The organism is Ruegeria sp. C5 (genome assembly GCF_056537605.1).
This window is the reverse complement of record NZ_JBQFRX010000002.1, coordinates 71,448-85,608: the sequence shown is the minus strand read 5'-3', so window position 1 is coordinate 85,608 and position 14,161 is coordinate 71,448. Positions and strand designations below refer to the sequence as shown.

Below are 14,161 nucleotides of genomic sequence, written 5' to 3'. Positions count from 1 at the left end.
TTGGAGAATCCGATGACGATTACAGCGACCGGTACGACGGCGTATTCCGCCCAGATTCCACAGAAGCTGAAAGCCGCCTCGGTTGAGCTGGAGGCCGCATTTCTGGCTGAAATGCTCAAGTCTGCAGGCCTCGGCCAAGCGCGAAGTTCCTTTGGCGGTGGCGCGGGCGAAGATCAGTTTTCCTCATTTCTGGTGCAACAGCAGGCGCAGCAAATGGCCAAGGCGGGAGGAATCGGCCTTTCTGAAGTTTTGTTCAATGCAATGATGGAGAAGTCGGATGGATAAAGACCCGATTCAGGCACTGGAAGACCTTTTGGATCTGGAGCGCACAGCCCTGGTCCAGGGGGATTTGACCGATCTGGATCGATTGGTGCCTAAAAAAGAGAATCTGATCGATGCAATAAATGATCTGCAGGTGTTGGAAAGCGATGATCTGATCCGGATCCAGAAGAAGGTCGTGCGCAATCAAGCCCTTTTGAACAGTGCCGCCGAGGGTATTCGGGCTGTGGCGGACCGAATGGCGGAACTGAAACAGGTCCGGCAGGAGTTCAGTACTTATGACGCCTCGGGGCAGCGTAGTGGGTTTGTTTTGCGATCGCAGGCAAAGCTGGAAAAACGGGCATAGCATAAGGTTTGATTCAAATCCGAAATTTCGGATTTTCCCGTCTTAGCACTCCGTTAGGAGATCAGGGTCAAATGTGGCGATGCACCTGAAACAACGGGTGGCGCGAAGGCCACAAGGCACGACGCACAGGTCAGAACGACAGAATGCCTGCCGGTTTGGTGGGTCCAACATGGGCGTCAAACGCGCCCGAACGCTAAGAGGATGACAAATATGTCCAGCATTCTGACGAACAATGGCGCAATGGTTGCGCTGCAAACTCTCAAATCGGTCAACAAGAACCTCGCACAGACGCAAAACGCGATCTCGACTGGCAAGGATGTGGCTACAGCCAAGGATAACTCGGCTGTCTGGGCCATCTCAAAGGTGATGGAATCAGACGTCAACGGCTTCAATGCGATCAAGGACAGCCTAGCCTTGGGTGAATCCACTGTCGCAGTTGCACGAAACGCCTCAGAAACTGTGACGGATCTGCTGAACCAGATGAAAGGCAAGATCGTTGCGGCGCAGGAAGACAACGTTGATCGTGCTAAGATCAACACCGATGTGGCCGCGCTTAGGGATCAGATCGAATCGGTTGTCGGCGCTGCCCAGTTCAATGGCCTCAATCTGGTGAACGGTGGGGCTGGCGCAAGCATTCTGTCCTCTTTGGATCGAGACAATGCAGGCAACGTGACAGCGTCTTCCATTAGTGTATCGGCGCAAAACCTGTCGACAGGTGGTTACACTGCTGCCGACGTGTTCACTGGAACTGACGGGGTCACTGCGGATACGGCCGACGCATTCGGATTTTCGTTGGATGGAAACGGCGGAAGCGATGATGATGGAAGCATCGTGATCGCTGATCCGGGCACATTGTCCGCTGGTGATACTTTCACGGTCCGACTGGGCGACGATGTCGCGTCTTATACAGTCCGGGCTGAGGATATCGCCGCAGGCAACGCGCCCGAAGAGATCATCGCTGCGGGGCTAAAAGCTGCCATCGAAGCTTCGGATGCCAATGTTTCGGTCGTCTATGATCCGGGTACGAATGCTGCGCAACTCGATATCACCAACGAAGGGTCGGATTCGCTGCAGATCAGCGGTCAATATGCCAATGCGAACTCTGGCGGTCTAGGCGCTCTGGCCTCGATTGATGTGTCGACTTCTGCCGGCGCATCCGCAGCGCTTGGCGCGATCGAAGGCCTCATCGATACTGCGATTGATGCCTCGGCGGCTTTTGGTTCGGCGCAGGGTCGGATCGAGACCCAGAAAGAGTTCATCTCGAACCTGTCTGACTCGTTTAAATCCGGTATCGGCTCGTTGGTTGACGCTGACATGGAAGAAACCTCGGCGCGACTGCAAGCGTTGCAGGTCCAGCAACAGCTGGCAACCCAATCGCTATCGATCGCGAACCAGGCGCCACAGTCCATCCTGTCGCTGTTCCGCTAACTTTGGAACTGATCCGGGGCACGCACGCTGTGCCCCGGACTTAATCGCCCGCTGAAGGACAATTGGAAGGATTTCAAGTGACACCGCAAACGCTTGCTCACCGCGCTTATGCGCAATCTGCTGCACCGACGCGAACACCTCGGGATACAGAGTATGAGGCGATTTCCAGGATTACACATCGGTTGAAGGCTGCTTCCACACGGAAAGCGGCTGATTTCGGAGGGTTCGTTCAAGCCTTGCACGAAAATCGCCGCCTGTGGGCTGTGCTGGCAACCGATGTGGCGGATGCGGATAACGGGCTGCCGAGCAATCTGCGGGCGCGGATTTTCTATTTGGCTGAGTTTACCGAACAACACAGCAGCCAGGTGCTGGCGAACAAGGCGACCGTTGAGCCGCTGCTTGAGATCAACATGGCCGTGTTGCGCGGGCTACGTCAAATGAGGGGCAACTGATGGGGGGTCTGGTCCTGAAACTTGCGCCAAAGGAACGGGTTCTGATCAATGGTGTTGTAATCGAAAACGGGGATCGACGCAGTCGGTTTTCGATCATGACACCTCAGGCAAATGTCCTGCGCCTGCGCGATGCCATTCACCCGGAAGAGGTCAACACGCCGGTACGCCGTGTCTGCTATGCCGCGCAGTTGGTTCTGTCAGGCGATACCGAACCTGAGCAGGCGCGCCAGCAACTTCTGCGGCGCGTGGAAGAGCTGAGCCAGGTATTCACGGATGCCGACAGTCGCCGGGTCCTTGCCAACGCAACTGAAGCATTGGTGGCAGAGCAATACTATAAGTGTTTAAAGGCCTTGCGTTCACTGTTGCCACGCGAAGAACGTCTGATGGCGTATCAGCAGTGACCTTCCAGCCGGTCATACCTTCAGGTGGTCTGGTTGGCTGGCGCTTTTTGCAGCGAACCTATGATGCGCAGCTCCAAAGCTATTCTGCCTCGGGGATCAATGAACGGGACGCAAGGTATTTTCTGGACAATATTGGCAAGGTCAAGACGGCCGAGGATCTGGTTTCGGACCGACGGTTGTTGCAGGTGGCATTGGGTGCGTTTGGCTTGGAAGGTGATCTCGACAATCGGTATTTTGTCCAAAAAATCTTGTCCGATGGAACGCAGGCTGACGATGCGCTTGCGAACAGGCTGGCCGACGGTAGGTACCGTGATTTTGCAAATGCCTTTGGACTTGGTCCCGGCGATGTGCGCAAGACCGGATTGGTGGACGCCATGGAAAAGATCGCTGACGACAACTTGATTGCGCGATTTGAAATCTCGGTTGGTGAAGCAGATGAATCGATGCGTATCGCGTTGTACACCCAGCATGCATTGCGCGACCTGGCTGGCCAGGGTGGCAGTGAGGACAGAAGGTGGTTTGATCTGATGGGGCTGCCTCCCTTGCGCCGCATGATGGAAACGGCATTGGGGCTGCCTTCAGCATTTGCGCAACTGGATATCGACAAGCAGCTTGAGGTGTTCAAAGATCGATTGCAGCGCGTTACAGGGTCATCCGATTTGGCGCAGTTCACTGAAAGTGAGGCAATCGAAAAGCTGACCGACACGTATCTGGCCCGCAATCAGATCAATCAAATCCAACAGACGATCTCACCTGCGCAGACGGCTCTGATCCTGCTGGGCGGTGGTTTTTGAACCATTGATGTCAACCAGACACGGTGTGTACGGTATCTCGCGCAAGGCCATAGGTTGACTGATCCGAGATAGTGGGTGGCACAATTTGAGGTTCAACTCTTGCGAAGTAAACTGTCAAATCAGGCATCGGCTGAGGTTTGCAGGGCAAATGATTTGATCGGTTGCGAGACGTTGTGCAGCTTGATCGCCCCTAAAGGGATCGCCTGTTTGCAAACAGGTTCGATATCTTGCGAGACAACAATTCTATGTCCGACGGTTTTGCCATATTCGCCCAATCTGGCAGCGACATTGGCGGCCTGACCAATCACGGTAAAGTCCAACCGTTCGCGTGAGCCCACATTGCCATAGGTGACGCGGCCATAGGCGACACCAATCGAGCAGTCGAAATCATGATCACTTCCGTCACTGCGCAATTCACCCAGTTTTTCGACGATCTCAGTTGCCGAAAGCTGCGCGCTGGATCGGGCTTTGGCGGCATCGTCACCCGCCGGGAAGACGGCAAGAACAGCGTCGCCGATGAATTTCAGAACTTCTCCGTCATGGTCGTGCACGATCCCTGAAACTGTCTCAAAAAACGCATTCAGTAGCTCGATATAGTCATCACGCCCCAGTTTTTCTTCCAATGCGGTTGAATTTCGAAGATCGCAAAACATGATCGCCGCATCTATGTCATCGCCATCACCGCGGCGAATCTCGCCCCCCAGGACGCGCGCACCGCTGCGCTTGCCTACGTAGGTTTCCAGCAGAACCTGCGCGTTTTCGCGCTGCATGAAGACCTCGTAGAACCGCGCGATGACAGTAGAGCATTCAAAAACCAGACCCAGGTTCTCGGTCGTGAACCCATCGGGATGATCGCAAGTCAGGGTCAGGACATTCGTCCGCCCATCCGAGAAAGGCAGTGGCATGGCAACGTAATCGGTGGCCCCTTTTGCGCGCAGGTCTTCGATGATCGGAAAGCTGTTATGCGGATTGTCGTTGTTCAGGCGCTGCCGGACACCACCCAACCCGTTTGAAACGTGACGCAGGGGGCTGTTGGTAAAGGCAGGGTGATCATGAATTTCATAGGTCGGAGTGTGGGTCGAAATCTCAGCCGAGTCTTTCTCCCAGATATAGTGTTTGCCTGCGATCAGCGGATGCAGCGACCAGACCAGAATGCTTAGGCGTTGAATAGCGATGCCATGTTCCAGCATTTTCTCGGCCAGCGTTTTTGTAAAGGCATCAGGAGTGTTAATTTCGGACGCACCGCGCATCAGCCAATCGATCAGGGGGCCGCTGATATTGCCATCGTCGGGTTGACGCAGTTGGTTGTCGCCGAGGTCGATCCGCGTCGCGGTATCCGGCATGAATCCAATATGGCCCTGAATGGCCGCGCTTTCAGGGAAGGCGTCTTCATAAGCCCAAATCGAGTTCGTAAGGCGCTCTTCCGGTAGGCTAATGTCGTGATAGGTTGCGGTACCCTTGAAGGGGCAGAACGTCTGCAATTCGGTCTCAGGGCTGAGTTCGACGCACAGGTCTTCGCGCGGAACATAGATCGCGGGAGGTAGCCGCGTTTCGTACATGACTTTGGCGTTGTGGCTTTCGGCCAGCAGTATATCACCACGGTAGATCGCGATCCGTCCCTGCAGCGGCTCAACTGATATCCCATAGCCTTTGACATTCGGTGTGGCATGGACGTTCATCTGCAACCTCCCTTGGCCAAGCCCTTATATCATGGGTCTTGAGGGCGAGAATTCCAAGATGCGCACGTAGATTTTACCGCAATGGCATCCTCAGACCATTTGAATAACGTCTTTCTCAATCGACAGCATATAGCCCTTCTTGGCGATGTTCTTCACCAGCAGCTCACTGACCATCTGATTTCCCAAGGCGTCGCGCAGGCGTTTGATCCGGGTTGCCCCGGCGGCCTCATCGCAATCTGCAGCGTTTCTGCCCGAGATCATCGCTTCGATCTGGGCACCCGACAGGACCTCGTCATCCAGCCGGGATTCAGCCAGAACCGAAAGCGTTTCCATCGCGGCGGGGGTCAACTTAAAATCCATGTTGTTGAGATAAACGGTATTCTCTTCACGGCTGATCAGCAGGGATGTTACCTGGATCCCCGTCCGTTCAATCTGGGCCATGCGGCGGTTCAGCAGAACCAGCATGACCAGAAAAACAAGCGCGGTGATCAGCATGGCGCTGGCAAAGACCAACAGCACGAAGATGACCATTCGATAGCTGGATAGCGTATCGGCAAAGGCGGTGCCCGATTGCGCCAGAATCTCGAGCAGACGGATTTCCGATTGCGAGGTCAGGTCAGCCTCGACAAACAGCCGTTCAACCCGCGCGTTGAAGGCATTTGCGTCCGGTAGCGTCCAGAACAGGAAAACCGCTGCAGTCACCAGGATCGCGACGATTGCCGCAATCCCCAGACCAACCAGCCGAACCCCCGAACGACGCGCCTCAGTAACGGAGATAGTATTTTCCGGCATTGGCCTTCCTTTGATCCAATCCACCCGCCTCGAAAACGGTCATCACGTTCAGCAGGGTCCAGCCGTTTGAGTTCAGCCGCTTGGCGACTTCTTTCCGGGCCGAGCCTTTATCGCAGCTTGAGACCTGCATGACGCCATAGTGCAGGCGTAAGGGATTGTCCTGCTTGGCCTTGTAGTCGGCATAGCAATCTGCCGCGATGGCTTGCGACCCAACCGATATCAGGGCCGTCAGAGCCAGAGAAGAGAGGATCTGTTTCATGGGCTGCATCCTGCGCATGGGTTGGGTGGATATTCAATAACCTCAGGGGGTTTGTGGTGCTGATATTGAATAACAGTATGCCGTTATTGCTTGTCTGAACGGGGTGGTCGCAGTGTCAGGTTATCAATTCCGCGGTCGGTAACCGGCCTGCCCATTATCCGAAAGGACACGCATCATGCACCGGAAATTTATCGCTCTGATCATAGCAACCGCCGTCGCCATCACGGGGATCTCGGCGTCGCAGGCACGGGCGGCAGATACCCGAGATATTCTCGGCGGATTGGCTGCGATCGCGCTCATAGGTGCTGCGGTCAACCACTATCATCAGGAGAAAAAGCGCGACGAAGAGGCAGAGCGCCGCAAGCGTCACAAACAGGCTGAAGCCAAGGCGAAGAAGGCCAAGAAAAAACATGCTGTACGCCCGTTGCCAAAGCGCGTGGCCCGTTATGACCTACCGCAGCGTTGCCTGCGCACGTTCAATGCCTATTCGAACAAGCGTCCGCTGCTTGGGCCGAATTGCCTGAAGAAGTACTATAAACATGCCGATAGCCTGCCACACCAATGCAAGGTTGGTTTCTGGAATGGTAAAAAGGTAAAACGGGCATACGAACCCGCCTGCCTGCGCCAGAAAGGATACCGTGTCGTTTACCAGTAACAGGTTTCGAGCAGGAGTGGCGCCATAGAAGCGCCGCGCGGGAGAGGGTGGCGCAAGCTGCCCTCTCTTTTTTCTTGCGAAGCGCTACGAAACGCGATTTGCCAAGGGTATGACGACACCTGATTATGAACTCGAACGGGCTTTGCTGGCACGCGGATATACCCGAATTGCCGGGGTGGATGAGGTTGGGCGCGGTCCGCTGGCCGGCCCGGTTGTAGCCGCAGCGGTTATTTTGAACCCGGATGACATTCCCGCTGGGTTGAACGATTCAAAAAAACTGACGGCCAAGCGTCGCGGCGGTTTGGATGAGATATTGCGCGACCGGGCAGAGGTCGCGGTGGCCGAAGCCACGGTTGCAGAGATCGATGAGCACAACATCCTGCGCGCCTCGCATCTGGCGATGGTACGCGCGGTAGCTTCGTTGGACCCGGCTCCGGATTTCTTGCTGATTGATGGCAACATGATCCCGCGCGGTATGAAATTGCCCTCGCAGGCGGTGGTGAAGGGCGACGCACGGTCGGTGTCGATTTCGGCAGCGTCGATCATTGCAAAAATCTGGCGTGATCAGCTGATGGTGGATTTGGCGCAACAGCATCCCGGCTATGGGTGGGAGGCGAATGCCGGATATCCGACAAAACAGCACCGCGAGGCGTTGCAAAATCTTGGCGTGACCCCACACCATAGACGTTCGTTCAAACCAGTCCACAATATCTTGTATCAAGAGTAAATCGTAAGTCGCTGATTCAAAAAAGAAATTGACGGCGAATCATCTTTGACTCATCCTTGTCTCAACCAAATGAGCGCAAAAGCGCCGTGGAACTGAGGCAGCGATATGACCACAATCAAGACAAAGGGCGCAGCCGCGCTCCCTTTAAACACGATTCTATCCGGTGACTGCATCGAGGCGATGAACAGTCTGCCCGAGGCGTCGGTTGACCTGATTTTTGCGGACCCCCCGTATAATTTGCAGTTGAAAGGTCAATTGCACCGGCCCGATAATTCTCAGGTCGATGCGGTCGATGATCACTGGGATCAGTTCAGCAGCTTTGGGGCTTATGACCAGTTCACGCGGGAATGGTTGAAGGCTGCGCATCGTCTGCTGAAGCCCAATGGTGCGATCTGGGTGATTGGGTCTTATCACAACATTTTCCGCGTGGGTTCCGCCCTGCAGGATGCGGGCTATTGGATTCTGAACGACGTTGTGTGGCGTAAGTCCAACCCGATGCCAAACTTCCGTGGCAAGCGATTTACCAACGCACATGAGACAATGATCTGGGCGTCCAAGCGTGAAGGGGCCAAATACACGTTTAACTACGAAGCACTGAAAGCGCTGAACGAAGGTGTGCAGATGCGCAGCGATTGGGTACTGCCGATCTGCACCGGGCATGAACGACTCAAGGACGAAAACGGCGATAAGGCGCATCCGACACAGAAACCGGAATCACTGCTGCATCGTGTCCTGATTGGCTCGACCAATCCTGGTGACGTGGTGCTGGATCCGTTCTTTGGCACGGGCACCACAGGTGCTGTAGCGAAAATGCTGGGGCGTGAGTTCATTGGGATTGAGCGCGAAGAAAGTTATCGCAAGGTGGCTGAAAAGCGTATCTCAAAGGTCCGTAAGTTTGACCGCGAAGCGTTGGAAGTCAGCGCCAGCAAGCGCGCTGAGCCGCGCGTGCCCTTCGGCCAATTGGTCGAACGCGGCATGCTGCGCCCGGGTGAGGAACTGTATTCGATGAACCAACGCCATAAAGCCAAGGTCCGCGCCGACGGGACTCTGGTAGGGCAGAACGTCAAAGGTTCAATCCATCAGGTTGGCGCGCATCTGGAAAATGCACCGTCTTGTAACGGCTGGACCTATTGGTGCTTCAAACGCGATGGCAAAACCGTGCCCATTGACGTGTTGCGTCAGCAGATCAGGGCCGAATTGCATAACTGAATACCGCCGGTGCCTGTGGCCTGACACAAGGCACTACGCCTTGCCCCGCCGTTACCGGCGGGGTCTTTTGTTTTTGCCTGTGAGATGGTTGCATAGGGCAGCCCCTGACAGCCCATTTGGGAGATAAAGGCAATGACCGAGACCACCGCCAGTCAATCCCGCCTTAGCCGGTTCTTTGTTACGCAACCGGACAACTTCGATCTGGACAACAAATATACCGAGGCAGCACTGGAACGACACAAGCGAGAGGGGCTTGAACTGGCTGTTCGTGCACGCTGGATCGCGATGGCGTTGACCGGGCTGTTGCTGATCTATCTGAATCCCCAGTGGGAGGTCCTATGGTACCATTTCATCCTGCTTCTGATCTGCGCCAATGGTTGGCTGATCCAACGCGCGGGTCGTGTGGGGCAATCCCGGACCGAGTTGCTTTTGATCTTTGTCGATCTGCTGATCATGACGCTGGGGATGATTGTGCCAAACCCGTTCAGCGACGATGTGCGACCACTGGCGATGCAGTATCGGTTCGACAATTTTCAATATTTCTTCATTATCCTGGCAGCAGGGACGCTTGCCTATTCTTGGCGCACTGTCATTGCGATCGGTTCGTGGACGGCGATGATGTGGACGGCTGGATGGGTGATCGCTTGGTGGGTCGCCACCCCGATCCCCGGGATTAGCGAGCGTGTGGCCGAGGCTTTGTCAGGCTACCCGGATGTGGCCGAGTTCATGGATCCCAACAGTTTCATGCCAACCCTACGCATCCAGCAGGTGATCGTTTTTGTCATGGTCGCAGTGACGCTTGGGGTGTCGATGCGCCGCCTCAATCGCTTGCTGATGTCCAATGCTGGGCTTGAACGTGAACGCGCGAATCTGTCTCGATACTTTTCGCCGAATGTGGTGGATGAGCTGAGCCAGAACGACGAACCTCTGAAGCAGGTCCGCAAAGAGGATATCGCGGTTCTATTTATCGACATCGTTGGCTTCACCAAGTTCTCGGCTGGCCGTGATCCATATGAGGTTATTGAAGTTTTGCGTGGTTTCCACGCCCGAATGGAGACCGAGGTGTTTCGCCATCACGGAACACTCGACAAATACTTGGGCGATGGGCTGATGGCCACGTTTGGAACCCCCGTACCTGGAGAGCTGGATGCAAGCAATGCGCTGGCATGCGCGCGGTCCATGGTCGAGATGATCGACCGTTGGAATTTGGAGCGCAAGCGCGCGGGTGAGCCAGAGATTCGGATCGGGGTCGGGGTTCATTATGGCTCGGTCGTACTGGGGGATATCGGTGCAAACCGGCTGGAATTTGCAGTGATCGGCGATGCGGTGAATGTTGCTGCGAAGCTAGAGGCCCTGACGCGCGATTTTCAAGCGCGCATCATTGTCAGCGATGCATTGCGGTCTCAGGCTCTAAGCGAGACGCCAAATGCGCAAGACATGATGACCGGGTTTGCACAGCACTCGGACCAGCCTGTTCGCGGTGTTACAGCCCCGATGGATGTCTGGGTGCTGTAGCAACCAGGGCTCCCGCCTGTCAGCACCGGATCAAAGATGTGATCCTTCCCGTTGGGCCGGGCAGCGCGCTGGTGCGCGCTGCAGTCAGGTGCGAGGGGCAGGGTTGTGCGCTTTGTTGTAAGGCTTCCAGTTGGTGATTTCGGGATAGTATTGACGCCGCCAAGCGCGGACCCTCGGATTCATGATACGCCGCCACAAGGGCGGGATCATCGCGGCAAGGGTCATGACCGGATATCCATGAGGCAGTTGCGGCGCTGCGTCCTGCGTATGGTGTTGCAGCAATGGAAAGCGCCGGTTTGGCTTGTAGTGGTGGTCCGAGTGGCGTTGCAGGTTGATCAACAGCCAGTTTGAAGCCTTTTGTGACGCGTTCCAGGAATGGCGCGGGTGCACATGCTCGTACTTGCCATCGCCCAGATATTTGCGCGTCAGCCCGTAATGTTCGACATAGTTGACGAGTTCAAGCTGCCAGATCGCGGTGCCGGCCTGTACCAAAAACAGGCCTAGCCCTGCCCATCCGCCGATCAGAAATGCTAGCAGCAGCATGGCTCCTTGCAGGCTCCAATAGCGCCAGAACGGGTTTGCCGGGTCGGTCCACGGGCGGTCTTTGCGGGCCAGTTTTTCCCGCTCGGCGCGAAAGGCTGAGATGAGGCTTTGGCGCAGAACGCGCGGATAGAACCGGTGGAAACCTTCGTTGTAGCGAGCGGTTACCGGATCACGCGGAGTTCCGACGTAGCGGTGGTGAACCAGCAGGTGCTCGGACCGGAAATGGGAATAAAGGACCATCGACAACAGTAAATCGCCCAGCCAGCGTTCCAGTTTGCCTTTCTGATGCATCAGCTCGTGGCTGTAGTTGATCCCGATCGTTCCGGAAAGGACGCCCATGCCGAAGAACACGCCGATTTTTTCGACCGAGCTCATATCTACGGCTCGGGTAGTGTACCAGATCAGCCCATAGAGCGTGAGGAATTGCACCGGCGCCCAGGCTTTGGTCAGCCAGATATACCATTGCAGCCCCGCATCTGGCGTATCCGGGTCGGCGTTTTCAAGGTTTAGGCCGGTCAGCCGGTCTAGCACCGCAAAGACCCACCATGTCGAAAGCGGTACCAGCAGGACCCACCATCCGCCTGCCGTAGTGGTCATCCAGATCAGTGGGATCAGGAGGTATGAGACCCAAAAGGGAAGGGCGGATTGCCATCGGGACAGGGTGTCAGATGCGATCATGTTGAGGCTCCGAAACGTTGGCGGCACCGTAGACCGCGCACTGGGCTTTGCCCAGCGGTCTATTGGCCGCGCCAGAGGTCAAAAGCCTTACGCATAACCGTGGGCAGATCGCTGGGCCTGAATTGGTGTTTGTCCATGACTGTCAGACCGTTCGGATTGCAACCGTCTGGCAATTCGGTTGTCCAAATACGCAGGATCAGGTGAAAGTGGGTGAAGGTGTGTCTCACTTCACCGGGGATTTCGTGCCATCGCGCCGGGAACGGAGGGCTTTCCAGCGGTGTTTCGGACCAGTCCGAGCCGGGCCAGCCCAACATTCCGCCCAGCAGGCCCTTATCGGGGCGGCGTTCCAACAGCAGGGCACCATCGCCGCGTTGGGCGATGTAGATGTGGCCCAGCCGGGTGGGTTTGGGCTTCCTGGGCGTTTTTTGCGGCAGTTCCACCTGCGTCCTCGCCTTCCGCGCCAGACAGGCCGCATGCAGGGGGCAAATACCGCAAGTCGGAGATTTTGGAGTACAGATCGTTGCACCCAAATCCATGACAGCCTGCGCGTAATCTCCAGGCCGGTGCTGCGGGGTCAATGCCGCGGCTTTTTTCTTTAACAGGGGTTTTGAGGCGGGCAGGGGTTCGTGAATATCATAGAGCCTTGCTATGACCCGTTCGACATTGCCGTCCAGGACAGTTTCGGGCCGATCAAATGCGATGGCTGCGATGGCCGCCGCCGTGTAGGGGCCAACGCCCGGCAGTTTCAGTAACGCGTCGTAGCTGTCCGGGAATTGCCCGTCATGCGCGGACGCAACCACCCGCGCGCATTTCAGAAGATTGCGGGCGCGGGCGTAGTAGCCCAGGCCAGCCCATTCCCCCATGACTTGATCATCTTGCGCATTGGCAAGGGCCTCGACGGTTGGCCAGCGCGTGGTGAAACGAACAAAATAGTCGCGAACGGCGGCAACGGTCGTTTGTTGCAGCATCACTTCGGATAGCCAGACGCGGTAGGGGTCTGGTGCTACGCCTGCGGCACGCGCTGCCGGGCCGATACGCCAAGGCATTTCACGTGCGTGGCGGTCGTACCAATCCAGCAGCGTATTGCTCAGGTCAGATTCGGTGCAGTCACGCAAGTTTTATGTAACTCTCTGTCGGGTTTCGCTGGCGTCCGGGTATCAGCCTATTACAATAGCGACGCAGGAGTTGGAAACCAGATGCAACGCAGACGTTCCTCGACCCGCGGGTTCAAGCGCACCGCCACTTTGCTGAACGACCGGATCAGGCAGGCCGGGGAAAGCCGGGGATTTGCCGTCTCGCGCCTTTTGACCCATTGGGCCGAGATTGTGGGCCAGGACATCGCGTCGATCGCCCAGCCGGTGAATGTGGGATACGCCAAGGGTGGCTTTGGCGCGACGCTGACGGTGCTGACCACCGGGCCGCAGGCGCCAATGCTGGAGATGCAGAAAGAACAGCTGCGCGACAAAGTGAATGCGGTCTATGGTTACAACGCGATCAATCGGGTGCGTATCACCCAGACCGCGCCTACCGGATTTGCTGAGGGGCAGGCGAGTTTCGATCACAAACCGAAACAGACGAAACCGGTTGTTTCACCAGAAATCGCAGCTGAGGCCGACAATGTGTCGCGCGCGGTTGATGATGAAGATTTGCGCGCGGCCCTTGAACGTTTGGGCCGCAACGTTTTATCCAGACAGAAACGCTAAGAAAGGGCTGATGAATGAGCCGGATTGCAACCGTAATATGTGCGGCTGTCGCCGTGGCCGCTGGCGGCTATTGGCTGACAACGTCGAGTAACACGATCCCTTCGAACCCGCTTGTTGGTGCTGCTGAGGCGCAAGAGGCGGATTTGGACACCTCGACCATCGTCGAGATGGTGCAGGGGGCCGAAGACGCGCCAGTCGAGATCATCGAATATGCATCGTACACCTGCCCGCACTGCGCGAATTTCCATCAGGGCGCGTACAAGCAGCTCAAAAAGGACTTCATCGATACCGGCAAGGTAAAGTTCACTTACCGCGAGGTGTATTTCGACCGCTATGGCCTGTGGGCCTCGATGGTCGCGCGCTGTGCAGGACCTGACAAGTTCTTTGGCATCACCGACCTGCTGTATGAAGGCCAGTCGGAATGGACCCGTGCCGGAGGTCCTGCCGAAATCGTTGATGAACTGCGCAAGATCGGGCGTCTCGCTGGCATAGACAATGATCAGCTTGAGGCTTGCCTGCAGGACGGTACCCGCGCGCAGACACTGGTGGCCTGGTATCAGGAAAATGCCGAACGCGATGGAATTCAGGCGACGCCTACTTTCGTCGTGAATGGGAAGAAGGTTGAAAATCAGCCTTATGACGACTTCAAGACGCTGATCGAAGCCGAGCTTGGCAGCTAAATCCTGAATGGTCAGCCTGTT

At 56.3% G+C, this 14,161-nt stretch carries 17 protein-coding genes; 12 read left to right on the top strand and 5 right to left on the bottom strand.

The features are described from left to right. The first annotated feature begins 12 nt into the window (after positions 1-12). The 6 genes from ACR0AW_RS08375 (at position 13) to ACR0AW_RS08350 (ending at position 3,700) form a co-directional block, all read left to right on the top strand. Positions 13-285: a rod-binding protein gene (locus tag ACR0AW_RS08375; RefSeq protein WP_170732842.1), complete on the top strand. Its 273-nt coding sequence runs from the start codon at positions 13-15 to the stop codon at positions 283-285. Next, positions 278-625 (top strand): flagellar export chaperone FlgN, encoded by a 348-nt coding sequence (locus ACR0AW_RS08370; RefSeq protein ID WP_170732550.1) that lies wholly within the window; start codon positions 278-280, stop codon positions 623-625. Before ACR0AW_RS08375 ends, ACR0AW_RS08370 begins: the two co-directional genes overlap by 8 nt. 210 nt (positions 626-835) lie before the next feature. After that, complete coding sequence (locus ACR0AW_RS08365) at positions 836-2,053, top strand: flagellin N-terminal helical domain-containing protein (RefSeq protein ID WP_170406757.1); 1,218 nt, start codon at positions 836-838, stop codon at positions 2,051-2,053. 77 nt (positions 2,054-2,130) lie between these two features. Next, a complete protein-coding gene (gene flaF / locus ACR0AW_RS08360; protein ID WP_170732548.1) occupies positions 2,131-2,505 on the top strand; it encodes a flagellar biosynthesis regulator FlaF in 375 nt (124 codons plus the stop codon). Continuing rightward, complete coding sequence (gene flbT / locus ACR0AW_RS08355) at positions 2,505-2,906, top strand: flagellar biosynthesis repressor FlbT (RefSeq protein WP_170398959.1); 402 nt, start codon at positions 2,505-2,507, stop codon at positions 2,904-2,906. Before flaF ends, flbT begins: the two co-directional genes overlap by 1 nt. Beyond that, positions 2,903-3,700: a DUF1217 domain-containing protein gene (locus ACR0AW_RS08350; RefSeq protein ID WP_170732546.1), complete on the top strand. Its 798-nt coding sequence runs from the start codon at positions 2,903-2,905 to the stop codon at positions 3,698-3,700. The genes flbT and ACR0AW_RS08350 overlap by 4 nt, the downstream gene beginning before the upstream one ends. 119 nt (positions 3,701-3,819) lie before the next feature. Here ACR0AW_RS08350 and ACR0AW_RS08345 read toward each other — a convergent pair whose 3' ends face one another. From ACR0AW_RS08345 to ACR0AW_RS08335, 3 genes are all read right to left on the bottom strand, one after another. Further along, positions 3,820-5,379, bottom strand: a complete 1,560-nt coding sequence (locus ACR0AW_RS08345; RefSeq protein WP_170398954.1) for a DUF427 domain-containing protein — start codon at positions 5,377-5,379, stop codon at positions 3,820-3,822. A gap of 90 nt (positions 5,380-5,469) precedes the next feature. Next, complete coding sequence (locus tag ACR0AW_RS08340) at positions 5,470-6,171, bottom strand: winged helix-turn-helix domain-containing protein (protein WP_170398951.1); 702 nt, start codon at positions 6,169-6,171, stop codon at positions 5,470-5,472. Further along, positions 6,143-6,430 (bottom strand): hypothetical protein, encoded by a 288-nt coding sequence (locus tag ACR0AW_RS08335; RefSeq protein ID WP_170732544.1) that lies wholly within the window; start codon positions 6,428-6,430, stop codon positions 6,143-6,145. The genes ACR0AW_RS08340 and ACR0AW_RS08335 overlap by 29 nt, the downstream gene beginning before the upstream one ends. 175 nt (positions 6,431-6,605) lie before the next feature. Here ACR0AW_RS08335 and ACR0AW_RS08330 point away from each other — a divergent pair, with 175 nt between their 5' ends. The 4 genes from ACR0AW_RS08330 to ACR0AW_RS08315 all read left to right on the top strand — a co-directional run bounded on the left by ACR0AW_RS08330 (position 6,606) and on the right by ACR0AW_RS08315 (position 10,536). Continuing rightward, positions 6,606-7,085, top strand: coding sequence for a hypothetical protein (locus ACR0AW_RS08330; protein WP_170425883.1), 480 nt, complete (start codon positions 6,606-6,608; stop codon positions 7,083-7,085). A 109-nt stretch (positions 7,086-7,194) separates the two neighbouring features. Then, complete coding sequence (locus ACR0AW_RS08325) at positions 7,195-7,812, top strand: ribonuclease HII (protein WP_170732543.1); 618 nt, start codon at positions 7,195-7,197, stop codon at positions 7,810-7,812. A gap of 105 nt (positions 7,813-7,917) precedes the next feature. Beyond that, entirely contained in the window at positions 7,918-9,021 is a 1,104-nt protein-coding gene (locus tag ACR0AW_RS08320) for a site-specific DNA-methyltransferase (RefSeq protein ID WP_170398940.1), read from the top strand. Between the two features lie 132 nt (positions 9,022-9,153). Then, entirely contained in the window at positions 9,154-10,536 is a 1,383-nt protein-coding gene (locus ACR0AW_RS08315; RefSeq protein ID WP_170398937.1) for an adenylate/guanylate cyclase domain-containing protein, read from the top strand. An 84-nt stretch (positions 10,537-10,620) separates the two neighbouring features. Here ACR0AW_RS08315 and ACR0AW_RS08310 read toward each other — a convergent pair whose 3' ends face one another. Then, positions 10,621-11,757: an alkane 1-monooxygenase gene (locus tag ACR0AW_RS08310; protein WP_170596781.1), complete on the bottom strand. Its 1,137-nt coding sequence runs from the start codon at positions 11,755-11,757 to the stop codon at positions 10,621-10,623. Between the two features lie 59 nt (positions 11,758-11,816). Further along, on the bottom strand, positions 11,817-12,872 hold the full coding sequence (mutY, locus tag ACR0AW_RS08305) for an A/G-specific adenine glycosylase (RefSeq protein WP_480438894.1): 1,056 nt from the start codon (positions 12,870-12,872) through the stop codon (positions 11,817-11,819). Between the two features lie 81 nt (positions 12,873-12,953). On the opposite strand from mutY, the gene ACR0AW_RS08300 reads away from it, so the two are divergent. Next, positions 12,954-13,460, top strand: coding sequence for a DciA family protein (locus ACR0AW_RS08300; protein WP_170611331.1), 507 nt, complete (start codon positions 12,954-12,956; stop codon positions 13,458-13,460). A 14-nt stretch (positions 13,461-13,474) separates the two neighbouring features. Further along, positions 13,475-14,140 (top strand): DsbA family protein, encoded by a 666-nt coding sequence (locus ACR0AW_RS08295; RefSeq protein WP_170406731.1) that lies wholly within the window; start codon positions 13,475-13,477, stop codon positions 14,138-14,140. The last annotated feature ends 21 nt before the right edge of the window (positions 14,141-14,161 follow it).

What these genes read in the sequence shown, in the direction of transcription:
- ACR0AW_RS08330 (WP_170425883.1), top strand. Translation starts at nt 6,606, where the DNA reads ATGCACCGGAAATTTATCGCTCTGATCATAGCAACCGCCGTCGCCATC.
- ACR0AW_RS08320 (WP_170398940.1), top strand. Translation starts at nt 7,918, where the DNA reads ATGACCACAATCAAGACAAAGGGCGCAGCCGCGCTCCCTTTAAACACG.
- ACR0AW_RS08345 (WP_170398954.1), bottom strand. Translation starts at nt 5,379, where the DNA reads ATGAACGTCCATGCCACACCGAATGTCAAAGGCTATGGGATATCAGTT.
- ACR0AW_RS08375 (WP_170732842.1), top strand. Translation starts at nt 13, where the DNA reads ATGACGATTACAGCGACCGGTACGACGGCGTATTCCGCCCAGATTCCA.
- ACR0AW_RS08300 (WP_170611331.1), top strand. Translation starts at nt 12,954, where the DNA reads ATGCAACGCAGACGTTCCTCGACCCGCGGGTTCAAGCGCACCGCCACT.
- ACR0AW_RS08310 (WP_170596781.1), bottom strand. Translation starts at nt 11,757, where the DNA reads ATGATCGCATCTGACACCCTGTCCCGATGGCAATCCGCCCTTCCCTTT.
- ACR0AW_RS08335 (WP_170732544.1), bottom strand. Translation starts at nt 6,430, where the DNA reads ATGAAACAGATCCTCTCTTCTCTGGCTCTGACGGCCCTGATATCGGTT.
- ACR0AW_RS08315 (WP_170398937.1), top strand. Translation starts at nt 9,154, where the DNA reads ATGACCGAGACCACCGCCAGTCAATCCCGCCTTAGCCGGTTCTTTGTT.
- flbT (WP_170398959.1), top strand. Translation starts at nt 2,505, where the DNA reads ATGGGGGGTCTGGTCCTGAAACTTGCGCCAAAGGAACGGGTTCTGATC.
- ACR0AW_RS08295 (WP_170406731.1), top strand. Translation starts at nt 13,475, where the DNA reads ATGAGCCGGATTGCAACCGTAATATGTGCGGCTGTCGCCGTGGCCGCT.
- ACR0AW_RS08365 (WP_170406757.1), top strand. Translation starts at nt 836, where the DNA reads ATGTCCAGCATTCTGACGAACAATGGCGCAATGGTTGCGCTGCAAACT.
- ACR0AW_RS08325 (WP_170732543.1), top strand. Translation starts at nt 7,195, where the DNA reads ATGACGACACCTGATTATGAACTCGAACGGGCTTTGCTGGCACGCGGA.
- ACR0AW_RS08370 (WP_170732550.1), top strand. Translation starts at nt 278, where the DNA reads ATGGATAAAGACCCGATTCAGGCACTGGAAGACCTTTTGGATCTGGAG.
- ACR0AW_RS08340 (WP_170398951.1), bottom strand. Translation starts at nt 6,171, where the DNA reads ATGCCGGAAAATACTATCTCCGTTACTGAGGCGCGTCGTTCGGGGGTT.